The organism is Sphingopyxis sp. 113P3 (assembly GCF_001278035.1).
Classification (GTDB): Bacteria; Pseudomonadota; Alphaproteobacteria; order Sphingomonadales; family Sphingomonadaceae; genus Sphingopyxis.
This window is the reverse complement of record NZ_CP009452.1, coordinates 1,231,575-1,250,749: the sequence shown is the minus strand read 5'-3', so window position 1 is coordinate 1,250,749 and position 19,175 is coordinate 1,231,575. Positions and strand designations below refer to the sequence as shown.

General features: G+C 61.6%; 16 protein-coding genes, 1 tRNA gene and 2 pseudogenes. 8 read left to right on the top strand and 11 right to left on the bottom strand.

Going from position 1 to position 19,175, the window contains the following annotated elements:
* Positions 1-36 precede the first annotated feature (36 nt).
* Positions 37-1,236, bottom strand: coding sequence for a GGDEF domain-containing phosphodiesterase (locus LH20_RS05995; protein ID WP_053553434.1), 1,200 nt, complete (start codon positions 1,234-1,236; stop codon positions 37-39).
* A gap of 60 nt (positions 1,237-1,296) precedes the next feature.
* Here LH20_RS05995 and moaA point away from each other — a divergent pair, with 60 nt between their 5' ends.
* The 3 genes from moaA (at position 1,297) to LH20_RS05980 (ending at position 3,278) form a co-directional block, all read left to right on the top strand.
* Positions 1,297-2,307, top strand: coding sequence for a GTP 3',8-cyclase MoaA (gene moaA, locus LH20_RS05990; protein ID WP_053553433.1), 1,011 nt, complete (start codon positions 1,297-1,299; stop codon positions 2,305-2,307).
* Positions 2,308-2,335: 28 nt separating this feature from the next.
* Positions 2,336-3,106: an NAD kinase gene (locus tag LH20_RS05985; protein WP_053553432.1), complete on the top strand. Its 771-nt coding sequence runs from the start codon at positions 2,336-2,338 to the stop codon at positions 3,104-3,106.
* Positions 3,107-3,203: 97 nt separating this feature from the next.
* Positions 3,204-3,278 (top strand) — tRNA-Asn (locus LH20_RS05980).
* A 307-nt stretch (positions 3,279-3,585) separates the two neighbouring features.
* Here LH20_RS05980 and LH20_RS05975 read toward each other — a convergent pair.
* The 3 genes from LH20_RS05975 to LH20_RS05965 all read right to left on the bottom strand — a co-directional run bounded on the left by LH20_RS05975 (position 3,586) and on the right by LH20_RS05965 (position 7,172).
* On the bottom strand, positions 3,586-4,611 hold the full coding sequence (locus LH20_RS05975; protein WP_053553431.1) for an IS110 family transposase: 1,026 nt from the start codon (positions 4,609-4,611) through the stop codon (positions 3,586-3,588).
* Positions 4,578-5,876, bottom strand: coding sequence for an IS481 family transposase (locus LH20_RS05970; RefSeq protein WP_200905437.1), 1,299 nt, complete (start codon positions 5,874-5,876; stop codon positions 4,578-4,580). Before LH20_RS05970 ends, LH20_RS05975 begins: the two co-directional genes overlap by 34 nt.
* 150 nt (positions 5,877-6,026) lie before the next feature.
* A complete protein-coding gene (locus tag LH20_RS05965; protein ID WP_200905436.1) occupies positions 6,027-7,172 on the bottom strand; it encodes an integrase core domain-containing protein in 1,146 nt (381 codons plus the stop codon).
* A 181-nt stretch (positions 7,173-7,353) separates the two neighbouring features.
* Between LH20_RS05965 and LH20_RS05960 the strand changes: the two are divergent.
* Positions 7,354-7,685 (top strand): annotated as a pseudogene (locus tag LH20_RS05960) (IS110 family transposase); the annotation flags it as partial.
* Between the two features lie 30 nt (positions 7,686-7,715).
* On the opposite strand, the gene LH20_RS05955 reads toward LH20_RS05960, so the two are convergent.
* Positions 7,716-8,899 (bottom strand): IS3 family transposase gene (locus LH20_RS05955; RefSeq protein WP_144423535.1). Its coding sequence is split into 2 segments (ribosomal slippage): positions 7,716-8,605 and positions 8,605-8,899, totalling 1,185 coding nucleotides; the frame shifts between segments, so codons are not numbered across the junction.
* 59 nt (positions 8,900-8,958) lie between these two features.
* Between LH20_RS05955 and LH20_RS05945 the strand changes: the two are divergent.
* A pseudogene (locus LH20_RS05945) lies at positions 8,959-9,654 on the top strand (IS110 family transposase); the annotation flags it as partial.
* Between the two features lie 258 nt (positions 9,655-9,912).
* Here LH20_RS05945 and LH20_RS05940 read toward each other — a convergent pair.
* Both LH20_RS05940 and LH20_RS22800 read right to left on the bottom strand, forming a co-directional pair.
* Positions 9,913-10,854, bottom strand: a complete 942-nt coding sequence (locus LH20_RS05940) for an IS110 family transposase (protein WP_053552601.1) — start codon at positions 10,852-10,854, stop codon at positions 9,913-9,915.
* Positions 10,855-11,245: 391 nt separating this feature from the next.
* Positions 11,246-11,926 carry a lysozyme inhibitor LprI family protein gene (locus tag LH20_RS22800; RefSeq protein WP_235527193.1) on the bottom strand — a complete coding sequence of 227 codons (681 nt, stop codon included), beginning with the start codon at positions 11,924-11,926 and terminating at the stop codon, positions 11,246-11,248.
* On the opposite strand from LH20_RS22800, the gene LH20_RS24170 reads away from it, so the two are divergent.
* Positions 11,921-12,055: a hypothetical protein gene (locus LH20_RS24170; RefSeq protein WP_268796123.1), complete on the top strand. Its 135-nt coding sequence runs from the start codon at positions 11,921-11,923 to the stop codon at positions 12,053-12,055. The two genes, LH20_RS22800 and LH20_RS24170, sit on opposite strands and share 6 nt — an antisense overlap.
* A gap of 41 nt (positions 12,056-12,096) precedes the next feature.
* Positions 12,097-13,280, top strand: a protein-coding gene (locus LH20_RS05925) for an IS3 family transposase (protein WP_144423535.1) whose coding sequence is annotated in 2 segments (ribosomal slippage) — positions 12,097-12,391 and positions 12,391-13,280 — 1,185 coding nt in all. Because the reading frame shifts where the segments join, the coding sequence is not laid out codon by codon here.
* Between the two features lie 119 nt (positions 13,281-13,399).
* Here the strand turns inward: LH20_RS05925 and LH20_RS05920 are convergent.
* The 4 genes from LH20_RS05920 to LH20_RS05905 form a co-directional block, all read right to left on the bottom strand.
* Entirely contained in the window at positions 13,400-14,023 is a 624-nt protein-coding gene (locus LH20_RS05920) for a hypothetical protein (protein WP_144423534.1), read from the bottom strand.
* Between the two features lie 22 nt (positions 14,024-14,045).
* Positions 14,046-15,053, bottom strand: coding sequence for a hypothetical protein (locus LH20_RS05915; protein ID WP_053553425.1), 1,008 nt, complete (start codon positions 15,051-15,053; stop codon positions 14,046-14,048).
* 328 nt (positions 15,054-15,381) lie between these two features.
* Entirely contained in the window at positions 15,382-15,648 is a 267-nt protein-coding gene (locus LH20_RS05910) for a conjugal transfer protein TraD (RefSeq protein ID WP_053553424.1), read from the bottom strand.
* Position 15,649: 1 nt separating this feature from the next.
* Positions 15,650-15,976 (bottom strand): conjugal transfer protein TraD, encoded by a 327-nt coding sequence (locus LH20_RS05905; RefSeq protein WP_053556122.1) that lies wholly within the window; start codon positions 15,974-15,976, stop codon positions 15,650-15,652.
* 182 nt (positions 15,977-16,158) lie between these two features.
* Between LH20_RS05905 and traA the strand changes: the two genes are divergently transcribed.
* Positions 16,159-19,134, top strand: coding sequence for a Ti-type conjugative transfer relaxase TraA (gene traA, locus LH20_RS05900; protein ID WP_053553423.1), 2,976 nt, complete (start codon positions 16,159-16,161; stop codon positions 19,132-19,134).
* Positions 19,135-19,175 lie beyond the last annotated feature (41 nt).

The window sequence follows — 19,175 nt, the reverse complement described above, 5'->3', positions numbered from 1 at the left end:
ATGGAATGTCCTTCGGAGCCCCGTATTGAAGGGCGCTCAAGCGCCCAGGAGATCGACAAGTTCTTCACCTGGCACGGGCCCCGACTTCAGGAAACCTTGCCACATCGCGACCCCGATCTCGCCGAGCCGCGCGAGCTGCCCCTCATTTTCGACGCCTTCGGCCACCACGAGCAACCCCAGCGCGCGCGCAAGGTCGACGATCGCGCGCACGACGATCCGATCGCGGTCGCTGCCATCGATCGAGCGGGTGAAGCCGCTGTCGATCTTCAGATAGTCGATCGGAAGCCGCGCGAGCAGCGACAGGCTCGAATAACCCGTCCCGAAATCGTCGATCGCGATCGCCGAGCCGAGCGCGCGGATCTGCGATAGCTGCGCAGCTGCGCTGGCGGGATCGCTCAGCATCGCCTGTTCGGTCAGCTCGAGCGTCAACCGGTCGGGATCGACCTTTGCCCGGCTCGCCATCGCGGCAAAACGGTCGGCAAAGTCCGGATCGCCAAGGTCGGCGGCGGTGATGTTCAGCGATATGCGCAGGCGTCCGAGCGCTTTGGGCCAGTTTGCGATCTCGGCGAGAGCAAGTCGGTGGGCATGTTCGGTGAGCTCGCGCTCCATTCGCGCGGCGCGCGCCGCGGTAACAAGCGGTCCCGCGCCAAGCAGCCCGAGTTCGGGATGCCGCCAGCGCAGCAAGGCCTCCACGCCAACCATCGCGCCGCTCGCGACGTCATATTGCGGCTGATAGAAGATCGCGACCTCTCCGTGCGCGAGCGCCGCCTTGACCATCGCGCCGTCGCGCGCCGAAGCCGGGCGCGCAAGCTGGTCGCTCGCCATGCGAAGCTGATCGGCGATTGGCTCGTCGCGCGTTATCAGCGCGGCAGCGATGCGGATGGCCACCCGCCCATTGGGGTCCCCGACCATCGGTTCAGCAAGCGCGACATGGAGCGCCCGCTCCTGCGCGTGAAGCGCCGCGAGCGACAGCGGAAGCGCGGGGACGATCACGAAGCGCGGCCCGGTCAAACGCCCAACCACCGCCCCGGGCCCAAATTCGTCGCCTGCAAAATTTTCGAGGCGCCGGGCAACCTCCTCGAGCAGGGCGTTGCCCGTCTCCGTCCCTGCGCTGTGGTTGATTCGCGCGAGCTGATCGACCTGGACCAGGATCACGCCGGCATCGGCATCGTAGCGGGCGTGCAGCGCCGCAAGATGGCGAACGCTGGCGCTATTGGGGTCGATCGAGCGATTCATCGCGCTCCCATATCAGGCTTTGCTTGCCAAGCCCTTCCCTTTTGCATCACAATCGGCGCGATGACCGTTCAATCGCCTGCAGATGCTCCGCTGACCGACGGCCACGGCCGCCGGATCAGCTATTTGCGCCTGTCGGTGACCGACCGCTGCGACCTGCGCTGCCGCTATTGCATGGCCGAGCATATGAGCTTCCTGCCGCGCTCTGCCGTTCTGAGCATCGAGGAGATGGGGGCGCTGGCCGAGCGGTTCGTGGCGCGCGGCATTCGGCGCATCCGGCTCACGGGCGGCGAACCCCTGGTGCGCCGCGGCATCGACATGCTCGCAGGCCGGCTCGGCGCGCTGATCGGCCGCGGGCTCGACGAACTCACGCTCACCACGAACGGCATGCGGCTTGCCGACTATGCGCCGATGCTGGCCGATGCCGGGGTACGGCGCGTGAACGTCAGCCTCGACACGCTCGATCCCGAGGCCTTCCGGCACATCACGCGCGTCGGCGATGTCGGGGTCGCGCTGCGCGGGATCGATGCGGCGCGCGCGGCGGGTCTTTCGGTCAAGATTAACATGGTGGCGCTTGCCGGACTCAATGAAGACCAGCTCTTCCCCATGCTCGATTATTGCGCGCGGGCGGGCTGTGATCTGACGCTCATTGAAACCATGCCGCTCGGCGAGGTCGAGGGCGACCGAAGCGATCATTATATACCGCTCCACCGCTTCATCGCGCCGCTGCGCGCGGAGCGCGCTCTTTACCCGCTCGACAAGCGAACGGGCGGGCCCGCGCGCTATTTCAGCGTCGAGGGCAGCCCGGTGACGCTTGGCCTCATCACGCCGCTTAGCGACAATTTCTGCACCACCTGCAACCGCATCCGGCTCACGGTCGAGGGACGGATCTACATGTGTCTTGGCCAGGAGGATCATATCGATCTGCGCGCAGCGCTCCGCGAGGGCGACGTCGGCGCAGTCGACGGCTTGATTGATCTGGCCTTGGCTGGCAAACCCCGCGCGCATGACTTTCATATTGAACGAAAGTCCAAACCGGCGGTCGCGCGTCATATGAGTGCAACAGGCGGTTGACACACCGTCCAAGGGGGACCGGACCAACATGCATCGCAAGATCGCGCTCGTCGCATCCAATACGCCCGCGGGTGAAGAGGCCGAGGCCGAACTGCGGCCGCTCTATGATTTTGTCGATCTCGCGGAGGCCGACCTTCTGATCGCGCTCGGCGGCGACGGATTCCTGCTCCACATGCTGCACCAATTGCTCGACCAGCGCCGAAGCCTGCCGGTCTTCGGGATGAACCGCGGCACGATCGGCTTCTTGATGAACGAGTTTCGTGTCGAGGGGCTGCTCGAACGCATTGCGGGAGCCCGCCCCTTCCTCATTCACCCTCTTTCGGGTGATATCACGACGATCAGCGGCGAGCGCCACATCCTGCCCGCGATCAACGAGATTTCCCTGCTGCGCGAGACGCGCCAGGCAGCAAAGCTCGAAGTGATGATCAACGAGAAGACGATGCTCGAGGAACTCGCGTGCGACGGCGTCCTTGTCGCGACTCCCGCGGGGTCGACCGCCTATAATCTTTCCGCCAACGGCCCCATTCTGCCGCTCGAATCGGAGATGCTGGCGCTGACCCCGATCAGTCCTTTCCGTCCGCGGCGCTGGCGCGGCGCCCTGGTGCCCGAATCGACGAGTATTCGCTTCAACGTCCGGGAAGCTGCGAAGCGCCCGGTCAGCGCCGTCGCCGATCAGCGCGAAATCCGGGACGTAAAGACGGTCCTCGTCACCACCGACCGAAGCCGGCCGCTGACCCTGCTGTTCGACCCCGACCAGGGCCTCGACGAGCGCATCGCGATGGAACAGTTCATTGTTTGAGCGCCGATTGCGCTTTGGATGAAATATTCCGAAATCCCCCTTGATAATTGCCGCAGTTGAAGGCAAAGGGGCCGCCTTGCCCGCCTAGGCGGGCTGCTCCTCGGTAGCTCAGCGGTAGAGCAATCGACTGTTAATCGATTGGTCGCAGGTTCGAATCCTGCCCGGGGAGCCACTTCTCAATGGTCCGTACCGGACACATCGGTTACAGTTTATTCCGGAGACATAGGTCGTCTAATTGCGGACACCTTTCGCGGTCTCTTTTTCCAGTTTCGAAGCCTAATGCCTGCCTTGCCGGTTGCAGGGTCGTCTTCGCGGTCGACATGAGTCGCCGCATGATGGAGCTTCGCGGGGTGAGCCTTCCAATGTAACAGGCGCACTCGGCTGAGCCAGCGGTGCATCCTATGTGTCGGAATGGCTCTGCCCACGCCCCGGCAGGGAGGCGACCCAGGCAGTCGAAGGGGCGAGCGCCCGGGACGACTTTACTGCGCGGCTGGTGCACTCCTTTCAAAAAGCGTTCCTGACTTGAGCATCGCATGCATGGTGACGGCGAGCTTGCGCGCCAGCGCGACGGCGGCTCGCTTGAAGCCGATCCGTTCCTTGAGCTGAAGTCCCCAAGTTCGCAGCCGGTTGTCGGCGGTGCTGCGCGTCAGCATCACGGTTGCCGCCTCATAGAGCAGCCCGCGCATATAGCTGTCGCCCCGCCTCGAGATGTGCCCGTCATAGTCGACCTCGCCCGACTGGTAGCGCCGCGTCGTCAGCCCTAGCCAGGCGCCGACGGATCGTGATTTCCTGAAGTTCCCGGGGTCCTCGATCGCCGTGGCAAACGCCGTCGCAGTCACGGCGCCCACCCCTGGAATCGACATCAGGATCTGGCACGCCTCGCTCTTGCGCGCGGCCGTAACGAGCTGCTCGCCCAGCTCTGCTGCGCGCTGGCGGGCCGCACGCCAGACCTCGAGCAGCGGCCGCACGATCGACGCTACTTCCTGCTGGTCGATGAGACGCTCCTGGACATGTCTCTCGAACCGGCTGCCCTTGCCGGCTGGGACAACGAGACCGAAGGTCTTCATCAGCCCGCGGATCTGGTTGGAGAGTTCGGTCGTGATCCTGAGCAGTCGCATGCGCGCGGCGATCAGCGTCCGCGTTTGCATACTGTCAAAGCCCTTTACGCGCACTTCGCGGAAGAAGCCCACTTCGGCGAGCTGCGCCAGGCCATCGGCGTCGTTGGCGTCGGTCTTGTTGGCTGCCATATCCAGTGCTGCCTTCGCATGACGCGCATCGACGCAGATCGCCGGCAGACCCTCCTGCCTCAGCGCATGATAGAACCACACCGACAAAGGTCCGGTCTCGAACACGACCCGCTTTGCGCCAGGCGCATGCTTGCGGATCAACTCGGCGATCAGCTTCGGGTCTGAAGGGCACTTTCCGCGCCAGATCCGCTCCCCCGCCCGGCGAATGGAAACGGCAGTGTCTTTCATCGAAACGTCAAGGCCAATATACTCGTCCATGGCTGTTCTCCGTTGATGTTGGGCCCGGCGTCTGATCGTGAGCCCGTACTTCCATCATACTGGGGAACAGCCACTCCTGGCATCACCGCGCGAACCACTAAACCCGCAATTACACCATGTAACAGTTTTGCTCCGAAGGGGGTAGGTGCCGGCTCGAGCCGGCATGTTTCATTGTCGAAGAAGCCGAGATCGTAATTCATGAAGGTGACGAGCCAGATCTGATCGTCGACCTGCTTGATTCCGATTTTCTGTCCGGCGAAGACGGTGCTGAGGTTGACCTTCCTGCTATCGAAGCAGATTCGCCCGCAGGTTGTGACGATGACGGTCTTGTCATGGAACGGGTATTCGAGGTCGGGCAGCCCCTCATAGCTTCGGTCTGATCGGGTGTAGCACTCGGCTGGATAGCGCATTGCCAGCGCCTGGTGAGGGCGCTCATGATTGTAGATATCGACGAAGCGGTCGAAGCGGCCCTGCTGCTGGAGGAAGTTTGCGCATGCAGGCCTGGTGGCCTCCTGTTTAAGGGTCAGGTGCATGCGCTCGTGTCGCCCGTTCTGTTGGGGGCAACCGGGTTTGATGCGCTCGATCCCGATGCCCAGGCGCAGCCACCAGACGGAGAGACGGCTGAGGCCGAACAAGGCGTGAGCACTGGCAAAGGGCACCCCATTGTCGGTGCGGATTGCCTTGGGCAGGCCATATTCCTTGAAGATGCGCTCGAACACACTGATTGCGAACACCTCCTTGGTGGTTGCGAGGGCTTCGCAGCCGAGCAGATATCGACTGGCTGAGTCGGTCACCGTCAGCGGATAGCAATATCTCTTGTCGGCGAGCATGAACTCGCCCTTGTAGTCGGCGCACCAAAGATCGTTGGGTGCCAGCGGCCGGGAGAGCGGCGTTCCCTCGGCCTTGTAGCGCCGGCGTCGCCTTCGCTTCACCAGCCCATTGCGGTCGAGCACGGCGTGAACGGTGCTGATCGCGGGGCACTGGAGCTCAGGATAATGGCGCCTGAGCTTCTCACGGATCTTGGGAGCGCCCCAGCTGGGCCATTCGCGCTTCAGCTCGATGATCTGCTTCTCGATCTGGAACGGAAGCTGGTTGGCCTGGCGGTAGGGCCGGCGACTGCGGTCTGTCAGGCCTGACAGACCGCAGTCCTTGTAGCGCTCGAAGATCTTGTAGCCCGTTTTGCGGGAGATATCGAACTCCCGGCACAGCGGCGCCATCTTCTCGCCGTCCAACAGGCGCGCCACAAAGCGGAGACGCTCGTCCATTTTGTCACACTCCTTCCACGGCACTTTGCCCTCCTGCAAAGGCCAGAAGTGTAACCCATCTGTCCGGTACGGAATGTCACCCATCTCTCGGGAAGGGCAAATGGTGTCCAGCCCGGACACATGGGTAACGTTTCGTACCGGAGACATGGGTTACAACCTCGCGCCGAACGGGTTGTCGAGGGTTTGCAGGGTTTTCTGCTCCAAGTCGATATATCCCAAGTCGTAATGCATGAAGCTGACGAGCCAGATGCCCTCGTCGATTTCCTTGATGCCGAGGCGCTGTCCGGCGAGGACGGTCGATATGTTGATCTTCTTTCTGTGCATGCAGATGCGTCCACAGGATGTGACGATGACATCCTTGTCGTGGAGCGGATAGGTGAGCTCTGGAAGGCCGTGATAATCGCGCGCTGAGGGCTGATAGGTATCGGCTGGGACCTTCATTCCGAGCGCCTCGTGCGGTCGCTCCTTGTTGAACTCAGCGGTGAAGGCGTCGAACTTCGCCTGCTGCTGGAGGAAGTTGGCTCCTGCCGGTCTGGTTGCCTCCTTTTTCAACGTCAGGTGCATTCGCTCATGACGGCCATTTTGCTGTGGCCGCCCCGGCTTGATGCGTTCGATCTCTATACCGAGCCTGAGCCACCAGACGGCGAGTCTGGAGAGGTTGTAGAGCCCGTTGGGGCTGGCGAAGGGCACGCCATTGTCGGAGCGGATGGCGCCGGGCAGGCCGCGCTCCCTGAACAGCTGCTCGAAGGCCGGAAAGGCCAGGTCTTCGCGGACCGATTCGAGTGCCTCGCACAAGAGCAGATATCGTGAGGCGTGGTCGGTGACTGTGAGGGGATAGCAATATCGGCCATTGCCGAGCTTGAACTCGCCCTTGAAGTCAACGCACCAAAGATCGTTGGGCTTGGTGCCTGGGGAAAGCGGCGTTCCGGTTGCGCGCTTGCGCCTTCGCATCCGCTGGACGAGGCCGTGCCGATCGAGCACCGCATGGATCGTGCTCTTCGCGGGTATGCGCACGTCGCCGGCGAGGCGCCTGACCAGCAGCTCACGGATCTTACGCGCACCCCAGTGAGGTTTATCCTGCTTGGCCCGGACGATCATTCGTTCAACTGGCTCTGGCAGCTGGTTGGCGTAACGGACGGGCCGTCTCGATCGATCGGTCAGCGCATCCAGGCCATGGTGCTGATAGCGATTGAATATCTTGTAGCCCGTCTTGCGAGAAATGCCGAACTCGCGACACAGCTCGCTCATCGGTTCACCGTCCAGCAGGCGGACAACGAAGCGCATACGCTCTTCCATTACCGAACACTCCTTCCACGGCATCGACACCTCCCGCATGCGATCGCATGCGGGAGGTGTAACATGGTGTAATTGCGGGTTTAGTGGTTCGCGCGGTGATGCCAGGAGTGGCTGTTCCCCAGTATGATGGAAGTACGGGCTCACGATCAGACGCCGGGCCCAACATCAACGGAGAACAGCCATGGACGAGTATATTGGCCTTGACGTTTCGATGAAAGACACTGCCGTTTCCATTCGCCGGGCGGGGGAGCGGATCTGGCGCGGAAAGTGCCCTTCAGACCCGAAGCTGATCGCCGAGTTGATCCGCAAGCATGCGCCTGGCGCAAAGCGGGTCGTGTTCGAGACCGGACCTTTGTCGGTGTGGTTCTATCATGCGCTGAGGCAGGAGGGTCTGCCGGCGATCTGCGTCGATGTCATGCCAAGGCGGCACTGGATATGGCAGCCAACAAGACCGACGCCAACGACGCCGATGGCCTGGCGCAGCTCGCCGAAGTGGGCTTCTTCCGCGAAGTGATCTTCCCCCGTTTCGGCGGACACACTGGGTTATCCGGTCATGATCTGCTCGGCTTGCTCGGGGGTTAGATACCCGAGGGCCGAGTGCATGCGGTGCCGGTTGTAGTAGCCTTCGATGTATCCGAACAGGGCCTGCCGCGCTTCGGCCTGCGTCGCCCATCGGCACTGATGGACAAGTTCGACCTTGAGGGTGTGGAAGAAGCTTTCCATTGGGGCATTATCGTAACAATTGCCCGTGCGGCTCATCGAGGGCGTCGCACCGATCACGGCCAAGTGATCGACATAGGCGCCCGCTGCGTATTGCGATCCGCGATCCGAGTGACAGATAAGACCGCGGTCGGGCCTCTGCCGCTGGGCAGCCATCATCATGGCCGCCAAGGGCAACTCGGTCCGCATGTGATCGCGCATTGCCCATCCAACGATCTTGCGGGTTGCAAGGTCGAGCACCGCGGCCAGATACAACCACCCTTCGCCGGTCGCGATATAGGTGATGTCGGCGAGCCAGATCCGGTTCGGCGCGGTTGCCACGAAGTTCTGAGCCAGCAGATTCGGAGCGATCGGCAAATAGTGACGGCTGTCGGTGGTGCACGGCCGGAACCGGCGCCCAGCCAGTGCCCGGATACGGTGCCGACGCATCAGGCGCTCGACGCGGCCGCGGCTGCATCGATGACCTTCCGCCCGGAGGGCGGCATGCATTCTGGGCGATCCGTATCGCCCTTGATGCCGCGCCTGGAGCCGGCGCACGTCGTGCAGCAATGCCAAGTTCGCCGTGGTCCGCGCGCTCGGTGCACGGACGCACCAGTCGTAATAGCCGCTCCGCGACACGCCGAGCATGCGGCACATGACGTTCACCGGCCAGGTGGACGCATGCTGCTCGATAAAGGAGAACTTCATCGCGGCATCTCCGCAAAGATACCGACCGCTTTTTTTAATATGTCGCGCTCCATTCGCGCCCGATCCAACTCGCGCCGCAAACGCGCGATCTCGGACGCTTGATCCGCTGGCGACCCGATCGCCGATACTGGCGGCTTCGCCGCCGGGCTTACGGGCATGTCGTTACTATCCTGCAACTTGCGCTGCCAACGACGCAGCATTGTTGGCATAATCCCAAGCTCAGCTGCCACTTCGGTCTGCATGCGACCGCTGGTCTCCCACAGCGCTACCGCCTCGCGCTTGAACTCATCCGTAAACCGACGTTTTGTCGTACTCGTCATCATACACCTCCTGGCTCCGCAGAGCCTATCATCGGTGTCCGTCAAATCGAGGGAAGATCAAAGTGCGCGTAAAGGGCTTTGACAGTATGCAAACGCGGACGCTGATCGCCGCGCGCATGCGACTGCTCAGGATCACGACCGAACTCTCCAACCAGATCCGCGGGCTGATGAAGACCTTCGGTCTCGTTGTCCCAGCCGGCAAGGGCAGCCGGTTCGAGAGACATGTCCAGGAGCGTCTCATCGACCAGCAGGAAGTAGCGTCGATCGTGCGGCCGCTGCTCGAGGTCTGGCGTGCGGCCCGCCAGCGCGCAGCAGAGCTGGGCGAGCAGCTCGTTACGGCCGCGCGCAAGAGCGAGGCGTGCCAGATCCTGATGTCGATTCCAGGGGTGGGCGCCGTGACTGCGACGGCGTTTGCCACGGCGATCGAGGACCCCGGGAACTTCAGGAAATCACGATCCGTCGGCGCCTGGCTGGGGCTGACGACGCGGCGCTACCAGTCGGGCGAGGTCGACTATGACGGGCACATCTCGCGGCGCGGCGACAGCTATGTGCGCGGGCTGCTCTATGAGGCGGCAACCGTGATGCTGACGCGAAGCACCGCCGACAACCGGCTGCGAACTTGGGGACTTCAGCTCAAGGAACGGATCGGCTTCAAGCGAGCCGCCGTCGCGCTGGCGCGCAAGCTCGCCGTCACCATGCATGCGATGCTCAAGTCAGGAACGCTTTTTGAAAGGAGTGCACCAGCCGCGCAGTAAAGTCGTCCCGGGCGCTCGCTCCGACCGCTTGGGATCGCCTCCCTGCCGGGGCGTGGGCAGAGCCATTCCGAGACATGGGATGCACCGCTGGCTCAGCCGAGTGCGCGTGTAACATTGGAAGGCTCACCCCGCGAAGCTCCATCATGCGGCGACTCATGTCGACCGCGAAGACGACCCTGCAACCGGCAAGGCGGCACCTAGGCTTCGAAAATGGAAAAAGAGACCGCGAAAGGTGTCCGCAATTAGTTTCCGTTGTGATCAAGCCCGTTTTTCAACCCATAGGCGGTCGGCTTTAATCAGCGCGTTGACCATGACGATGAGCTTGCGCATAAGTGTGACCACAGCGACCTTTGCCGGTTTTCCGGACGCGATGAGGCTTTGATATTTTGCTTTGAGATCTGGATTGTAGCGGGCGGCAACGAGGGCCGGCATGTAAAGCGCACGTCTTACATTGGCCCGTCCCCCTTGAATAAAACTGCGCCCTTTCCATTGCCCCGATTGACGGGCGACGGGAGCCAGGCCTGCAAGGGAAGCGACTTGTTTAGGATCCAGTGCTCCTAGCTCTGGCATGGTTGCGACCAACTGGTCGGCGGTACGTGTGCCTACCCCGGCAATACTGGAGATGATTTCGTGCCGCCGCGCCAACTCTGCGTCAGCAGCAATGATCGTCGCAAGCTCGACATCGACCTGTTTGATATGCTGCTCAATCTGATCCAGGCGCTTTTTGTGCTGACGCTTGAGGAGAGGTAGCGTCAGGTTCTTCGCTTGATTTTGAAGCGCGATCTTATCACGGACCAAGCCATCGCGAGCGCTGATCAATTCGGCGAGCTTGGCTTGCTTGGGCGTATTTGCCGGGCGTACGGGAGGCTGGAGCGTCGTCGCCATACGGGCCAGAATCACCGCATCAATCTTATCCGTCTTGGCGAGAGTGCCTATCGCTTGGGCGAACCGCCGTGCGCGAGCCGGGTTGAGCTTGACGCATGGCAGGTCCGATAAAGCCTGCTCGAGCTGTCGGTGGTATGCGCCAGTAGCCTCATAGGCGATCCGATCGATCTGCCATTGCCCGAGCCAATCTATCAGCTCCCTGTGGCCTTTGGCGGTATTGGTGAATTGCCGCTCGCAGCCTGCAGGATGGGCATATACATCAAGGGTCGCTTTTGAGATGTCGATGCCGATGGTTTGGGGTATGGGATTGTCCATCTTTTCCGCTGTCCTACTCTTGTCATCCGGGCCCGAAGCCCTGGTTTCCGTCCAGGTCTGGTGGAAAAGAAAGGGGTGATCACACTAATCGACGGTCCTCCACGACCGAGACAACTTCGATCCATCCCCTTCCGCCCGATCCGGGGTGGCCACCCCGGATCGGGCAGCCCTTAATGCCCACAACCGCCAGAAAAGTCATAAGACAAGACGACCCATGTCTCCGGTACGGAGTGTCACCCATGTCTCGGGCCGCTCACGCCATGATCTGCCGCATCATCACGCTCATCGGATCGTCGCCGAGATCCTGCCAGATCGCACTTCCAGCATAACTCGATCACTATCCACGTATGAACAGGGTGCGTTACAGGCTCGACCGTTTAACCCGTAAGCACTACGGCTTGTGGATGCTCGGAGGCGTATTCCAACGTAGTTTCCACCCGTTGGTCGACGCAAAGGTCAAAGCATCGTCGTCTACCATCCAGTCGAATGTGGGCAGCTTCTCTGCCTGTGCCGCGATCGCCGGTTTCGTGCCCAGGTCGCTGACAAAGACGAAGCTGACCCCATCGGGTTTCCTGCACGCATGGAGAAGACCGTAGTTGCGCATGTGTGGGTCATCCGCCGTGGCGGTCAGATACTCGAACATGAAGACGCCTTCACTGCATGGCTCGCCGCTCGTGCAATAGCTGCAATCGGACGTTTCAAGTTCAATGACCTTGCTGCCTTCCCGCATGACCTCAAGGCGGCTGTCAGATGCTAAGTAGCGCCATTCCAGAGAGGAAGATGGGTGAATGACTGTGGTTGACGGCGGAGCGCCGAACCGGCTGGCAGGGAACTCGAACGAAAGGGTCAGGCAGCGTTCATAGGCATGTTCATCTATCGTGGAGAGTGTTACCAGCCGCTGTCGGGCCAGTTGCCACTCACACGCAGCTGCGTTGACATAGGCTGGTGCAGTTCCCGGTGCGTCACCGACCAGCGAGCAGGAGGCAGTGCGATATTCTTCCCACCGGCTCTGCACGTCCTGAAAGCGATCTCGCGTTTCCTCGCTGCAATAGCGCTTGGAGTGCCGATGCAGGGCTGTAGTAACATCCTGCTCAATGGCCTGTGCGCGTGTGCGAAGGCAGTTTCCGACATGCTCACCGACAATGCGTTCGTGCGGATCATCGGCGCACTCATCGATAGCCCTGATCTTCCCTCGATTTGACGGACACCGATGATAGGCTCTGCGGAGCCAGGAGGTGTATGATGACGAGTACGACAAAACGTCGGTTTACGGATGAGTTCAAGCGCGAGGCGGTAGCGCTGTGGGAGACCAGCGGTCGCATGCAGACCGAAGTGGCAGCTGAGCTTGGGATTATGCCAACAATGCTGCGTCGTTGGCAGCGCAAGTTGCAGGATAGTAACGACATGCCCGTAAGCCCGGCGGCGAAGCCGCCAGTATCGGCGATCGGGTCGCCAGCGGATCAAGCGTCCGAGATCGCGCGTTTGCGGCGCGAGTTGGATCGGGCGCGAATGGAGCGCGACATATTAAAAAAAGCGGTCGGTATCTTTGCGGAGATGCCGCGATGAAGTTCTCCTTTATCGAGCAGCATGCGTCCACCTGGCCGGTGAACGTCATGTGCCGCATGCTCGGCGTGTCGCGGAGCGGCTATTACGACTGGTGCGTCCGTGCACCGAGCGCGCGGACCACGGCGAACTTGGCATTGCTGCACGACGTGCGCCGGCTCCAGGCGCGGCATCAAGGGCGATACGGATCGCCCAGAATGCATGCCGCCCTCCGGGCGGAAGGTCATCGATGCAGCCGCGGCCGCGTCGAGCGCCTGATGCGTCGGCACCGTATCCGGGCACTGGCTGGGCGCCGGTTCCGGCCGTGCACCACCGACAGCCGTCACTATTTGCCGATCGCTCCGAATCTGCTGGCTCAGAACTTCGTGGCAACCGCGCCGAACCGGATCTGGCTCGCCGACATCACCTATATCGCGACCGGCGAAGGGTGGTTGTATCTGGCCGCGGTGCTCGACCTTGCAACCCGCAAGATCGTTGGATGGGCAATGCGCGATCACATGCGGACCGAGTTGCCCTTGGCGGCCATGATGATGGCTGCCCAGCGGCAGAGGCCCGACCGCGGTCTTATCTGTCACTCGGATCGCGGATCGCAATACGCAGCGGGCGCCTATGTCGATCACTTGGCCGTGATCGGTGCGACGCCCTCGATGAGCCGCACGGGCAATTGTTACGATAATGCCCCAATGGAAAGCTTCTTCCACACCCTCAAGGTCGAACTTGTCCATCAGTGCCGATGGGCGACGCAGGCCGAAGCGCGGCAGGCCCTGTTCGGATACATCGAAGGCTACTACAACCGGCACCGCATGCACTCGGCCCTCGGGTATCTAACCCCCGAGCAAGCCGAGCAGATCATGACCGGATAACCCAGTGTGTCCGCCGAAACGGGGGAAGATCACCCTGGAGATTTCCGGCGACGTTATCTCGTCGTGTGCCGGGCCAAGAGTTGTGAAACCGAGGGCTATGGCCAGGAGCATCCAGGGGTTCATCGCGTCTCCGGTTCCGGCAGTTGAGCAAGGTACGCCTGAAAGCGTGGTTCTGATGTCACGTCGATCCGCTTGCCATCCACGATGTTGTAAATGGCGTTTCGGGCGGTGCAGGCCGCCCTGCGGCACACATGCTCGCTCTCGCGCACAATGTCGACGATGCCGTCGCCGTCGATATCTGAAGGCAGTTTAGCGCGCAATTCTCCCTCGGCCGGCTCGAAGGCGATGCTGAGCAATGCCCCGTCAACCGGGGTAATCACCCGCAGCAGGGAGCAACAATGCGCGCCGCCGGAGTAAGCCTCGAACATGATCGAGGGAGCTTCCCTGGAACCCGACAAGCTGATCGTTCCGGCCCATTGTCCATAGTTCACCCATGGGCCGTCATCTATGCCGACACGGTGTGGAGCAAAGCCGTCGATCTCCACGACGATCCCATCGGGAAAGCGGTCGTCGTCTAGGGACGAAACCTGAAGCCGCGCAGTTCCTTCTCCATAGGGGAACTCCGTCAGCCCCTTACTGCGAGCAAGATCGAGGGAGAAAGCGCCGCCAGCATGGGCGGACGAGGCCGAAAGCGCCATGGCGCAGCAACATACCAGAACCATTCCGCACGCACTGATTTTCAAGGTGCTTCCTCCGGGCGGGGGATTAATTCTCTTTGGATCGGACGTAGTGGACCGACGTTGCGACGTTCCACATATTAGCGTACCCCTCCGACGGACCGGGCATGTGCGTGTTTGCCACTATGGCATAGCGATGAATTCCGGCGAACACGATTTCTCCGCCCTCCATGAAGCCGAGAATTCCTCCGCTGGACCCGTTGATGCTGGCGCAGTCGTGGTTCAGGCGATCATAATCCCGGTGATAATTACAGCCAGTCTGGTACAGCATCGCCAGATTCATGCCCTCCGGATCGGCCCCTAAACCGATCATGTAGACACCTTTTCCGGACTGCAACTTGTTGGCGCTGTCCCTGAAAAACGACCTCACATTGCCGTTCGGCATGACATCTTTCGTTGGGTCCCCGTCCAGATACAGGATGAGATAGTCCTCATCCGTATTGAATTCCCCTTTTAACTGCTGCAATCGGCTGATTTCAGCAGCCGCCGTCCGAGCAACAATGATTCTTAGATAGAAGCTGCTTTTCTCCGATGGGTCGAAGGGATTGTAGTAACTGGTGTTCGGATAAAACTCGAACTGCGTCCTCTCGGGGCATCTCGATTTCCCGGTCTTGAAGTCTATCAGCAAGTGCCCTGACGCAATGATTGCTGGCTGTCCACGATACTTTATCAGGAATGCATTGCCGGCTGAGCCCTCGTTACCGGCTGAACTATGACAGAAACGGATATTGCCGACCTTATCGGCAGCGATGAGAATGGCTTTCTCTTCATCTGTCAGCGATGCACGATCGCGCTGCCGCAGATCGTAAATACGCTGGGGCGTTGTGCCGTTGTCGAAAATGCCGGCGTCAAGGCAACGCCAGTCTTTAGCCCATGCCGCTTTGGATGAAAGCTCATCGCACAGATCATGAAGGTATGAGCCCGCGGAGCGGGACTCTTGCGATTGCGCCGATGGGGCAAGCGGTTGCGCGATGCTCCCAGACACAGTGACCGTGGCGACCAGAAAAGCCGCCCCCACCAATATGCTCTTGTTCATACCCCCGCTTCCGCTTACCTCGGCACATGCCGGAGCTGGGACAGCGGCACAGTAGCGGCATCACCATTAAGGACAGCTCGAACGATGTCCATGGCAGAAGCCTGTGACCACATTGCAAAGAAAACTGCAAATGCGAGAACAGAAGATCGAAGAGCCCTTTTCAACATGTCTGACTTTTCCTGCTACCCCTCAGAAAATGGTCCAAACATACTCCCCTCTCTTTCCAATTTTGCCAACCCTTTCCCTTCCGCCCACTCTCAGTGTCGGCAATCGCCGTGCACTTGGGAAGCATGACGACCGTTGATGTTTTCGCGCTGCGCGCCATCGGTCACGCCTGACCCTGCGGCGTTTGAGTTGGGTCATTCGGGGCTGACGGACGCTCCATCTCGAACGCCATCTTTCCGAGTTTCTTCCAGACGCCGCGCGCATGTTCGCCGTCTTCGCTGTTGAGCTTTTCGGCGATCCAGATCAGCGCCCCGTAGATTACGGCGCGTTCGTCGCCGGTCAGGTCCACGATGCCCGCCTTGACCACAAGGCTGCCAAGTTCGATCAGATGGCGCGTGCGCTTTCGGCGCTCGATCTGCCAGCTTCGCATGTCATGCCGTGCCCGTTGCGCCTGATGCCGGTTGCGCGCCGCCCGGTTGCGTTTGAGCGCCGCCAGTGTCGCGGTCAGTCGCTGATCCAGTTCGCCGCCACCGGCCTTGAAAGAACGCCGCTCCGCGCTTGGCCCACGCCTCCCTCTTTCCGGCATCGGTGGTTTCCGCCAGCACGACCAGCGCACCGGCCAGTTCGTCGGCGGTGAGCGCATCGGCCCCGGTGGCGATGACCAGTTCGCCAAGCTGCTGCACCTTGCGGGTCTTCAGTTCCTTGGCCTTGTCTTCCAGCGCCTTCAGTTCAGCATCGTAGTCGCGTGGTTTGCGCATTGTCGTGTCCTTTCCCGGTAGCAAGTCGTTGATGCGGTAAGGATAGTTGCACAGACGGCAGAACGCAGTATTGTTGCCGGGACGGTCTGGCACGGTCCGGTCCATCCCGAGATTTTTTCGAGGGAGGGCGCGCTTATACGTCGTTCCGACGTGCGCTTGAGCGTGGCAATGCTTGGATCGCGATGGCGATCTATCATCTTCACGTCAAGGTCATTTCCCGCAAGAGCGGCCAGAGCGCGGTGGCTTCCGCCGCCTACCGCTCGGCCTCGCGGATGCGCGACAACCGCCTCGACCGCGATCAGGATTTTTCCAACAAACGCGGCGTCGTCCATTCCGAGGTGCTTTTGCCCGATCATGCGCCCGAGGTCTGGGAGGACCGCGAACGGCTGTGGAACGATGTCGAAGCCTTCGAGGTGAGGAAAGATGCCCAGCTTGCGCGCGAGGTGGAGTTTGCCATTCCCCGCGAGATGACGCAGGCGCAGGGCATCGAGCTTGCCCGCGACTTCGCCCAGTCCGAATTTGTCGATCAGGGCATGATCGCCGATCTCAATGTCCATTGGGATTATGCCGAGGACGGAAGCCCAAAACCCCACGCCCACGTCATGCTCACCATGCGCGAGGTGGATGAGGACGGGTTCGGCAAAAAGCAACGCGACTGGAACCGCACCGAAATGGTCGAGCGTTGGCGCGAACGCTGGGCCGAACACGTCAACGAACGCCTTGCCGAACTCGACATCGACGCCCGCATCGACCATCGCAGCCTTGAGGCGCAGGGCATCGACCTGGAGCCGCAAACACAGATCGGCGCACCCGCACTGCGCATAGAGGGCGAAGGGATAGAGGCCGCCGACCGTGCGGACATGCACCGCGAGATCGCCCGCAACAATGGCGAGCGCATCATCGCCGATCCGTCAATCGCACTGGACGCCATCACGCATCAGCAATCGACCTTCACGCGTCGCGACATGGCGATGTTCGCGCACCGGCACAGCGACGGCATCGAGCAGTTCAACGAGGTGATGGGCGCGATGGGCAATGCGCCCGATCTGGTCGAGCTTGGTCAGGATTCGCGCGGTGTGGATCGTTTCACCACCCGCGACATGATCGAGGCCGAACAGCGCCTACACCGCGCGGCGGAATTGATGGCCGAGAAGGAATTGCACGAGGTCAGCGACAGGGACCGAGAGGCAGCACTTGCGCGTGCAGAAGAACGCGGGCTGATCCTGTCGGGCGAGCAGGCCGACGCGCTGGCGCATGTCACTGACGGGCGCGATCTCGGTATCGTCGTTGGCTATGCCGGAACGGGAAAGAGCGCCATGCTCGGCGTTGCGCGCGAGGCGTGGGAGTCTGCCGGTTACGAGGTGCGCGGCGCGGCGCTCTCCGGCATCGCGGCGGAAAATCTGGAAGGCGGATCGGGCATATCCTCACGCACCATCGCCAGCATGGAACATGGCTGGCAGAGCGGCCGCGACATGCTCACCAGTCGCGATGTTCTGGTGATCGACGAGGCCGGGATGGTCGGCACGCGCCAGATGGAGCGCGTTCTTTCCCATGCCGCCGAAGCAGGCGCAAAGGTCGTTCTGGTCGGCGATCCGCAGCAATTGCAATCCATAGAAGCGGGAGCTGCCTTCCGTTCAATCCATGACCGTCATGGCGGCGTCGAAATCGAAACCGTGCGCCGCCAGCGTGAGGATTGGCAGCGTGACGCCACGCGCGATCTGGCGACCGGCAGAACCCGAGAGGCGATCCATGCCTATGACCGACACGACATGGTGCATGAGGCACAGACGCGCGAACAGGCCCGCGATGATCTGATCGACAGATGGGACCGCGACCGGCGGGCATCACCGGATGCCAGCCGCATCATCCTCACCGATACCAATGCCGAGGTGCGGGAACTCAACGAGGCCGCCCGCGACAGGATGCGGGACGCGGGCGATCTGGGAGAGGATGTGCGCCTCAAGGTCGAGCGCGGAGAACGGAACTTCGCCGCCGGGGATCGCGTCATGTTCCTGCAAAACGAACGCGGGCTTGGCGTCAAGAACGGAACGCTCGGCACCATCGAACAGGTCAGCGCGCAGAGCATGACGGTGCAGACCGACGATGGCCGGCCCATCGCCTTCGACCTGAAAGACTATGACCGCATCGACCACGGCTATGCGGCGACCATCCACAAGGCGCAGGGTATGACGGTGGACCGCACCCATGTTCTGGCGACACCGGGCATGGATGCCCACGGCAGCTATGTCGCCCTGTCGCGGCACCGCGACGGGATGGACCTGCATTACGGCCGCGACGATTTTTCCACGCAGGACAGACTGGTGAACACCCTGTCGCGCGACCGCGCCAAGGACATGGCATCGGATTACCAACAGCAGATCGACCCGGCGCAGGACTATGCTGAGCGGCGTGGTATCACCTTCCGGGCCCGTGTTGCTCAGATCATGCGCAAGATCGTGCCGGAGAATGTCCGCGACCGGATCGAGGACATCGTCGACAGCCTGCGCTCTTCCGGCAACGGTGTGCCTGGCACAGATGCAGTGCAGCAGCCGGAAAGGGAGAACGCCGGGAAGGAGGCGGAGATCGACCCGGAGGCGGCGTTGCGCCGCGCCCGTGGCCGAGCCTTCGTCCGCCATGCCCGCGCCGTGGATGCGATCTTGCGGGCGCAGGCGCAGGACATCGCCGCTACGCCTGAACAGATCGAGGAACTGCAAGAGGCTCGGACGGGCTTCGACAAACTCCGGCCTCATGGCTCCCATGATGCCGAGGCCGTCTACAAGAGGAGTCCCGAACTTGCGACCGAGGCCGCTTCGGGTGACCGAGACAGGGCCTTATCGGCAAGGCGTGCCCTGCAACTGGAAACCGAGATGCGCCAGAACCCCAACCTGCGCGCCGACCGTTTTATCGAGCGGTTTCAGGAGCTCAAGCAGAGCGGAGCGCGCCAGTATGCGGCCGGCGATTATTCCGGCTACCGGTCCATCCGCGCCGAAATGGGCAACATGGCGATGAGCCTTGAACGCGACCCGCAGCTTGAATCCCTGCTTGAAGGCCGCAAGCGCGATCTCGGCATCTCGTTCGAATCAGGCATGGGCATCAGCCGCGACCTCGCCATCAGCCACGGTCTCGGAAGAGGCCGAAGCCTCGGGATCGACATGTAGGTTTTTCCTTTTTACCGCCGTTTCTACGCCATAGCACTACG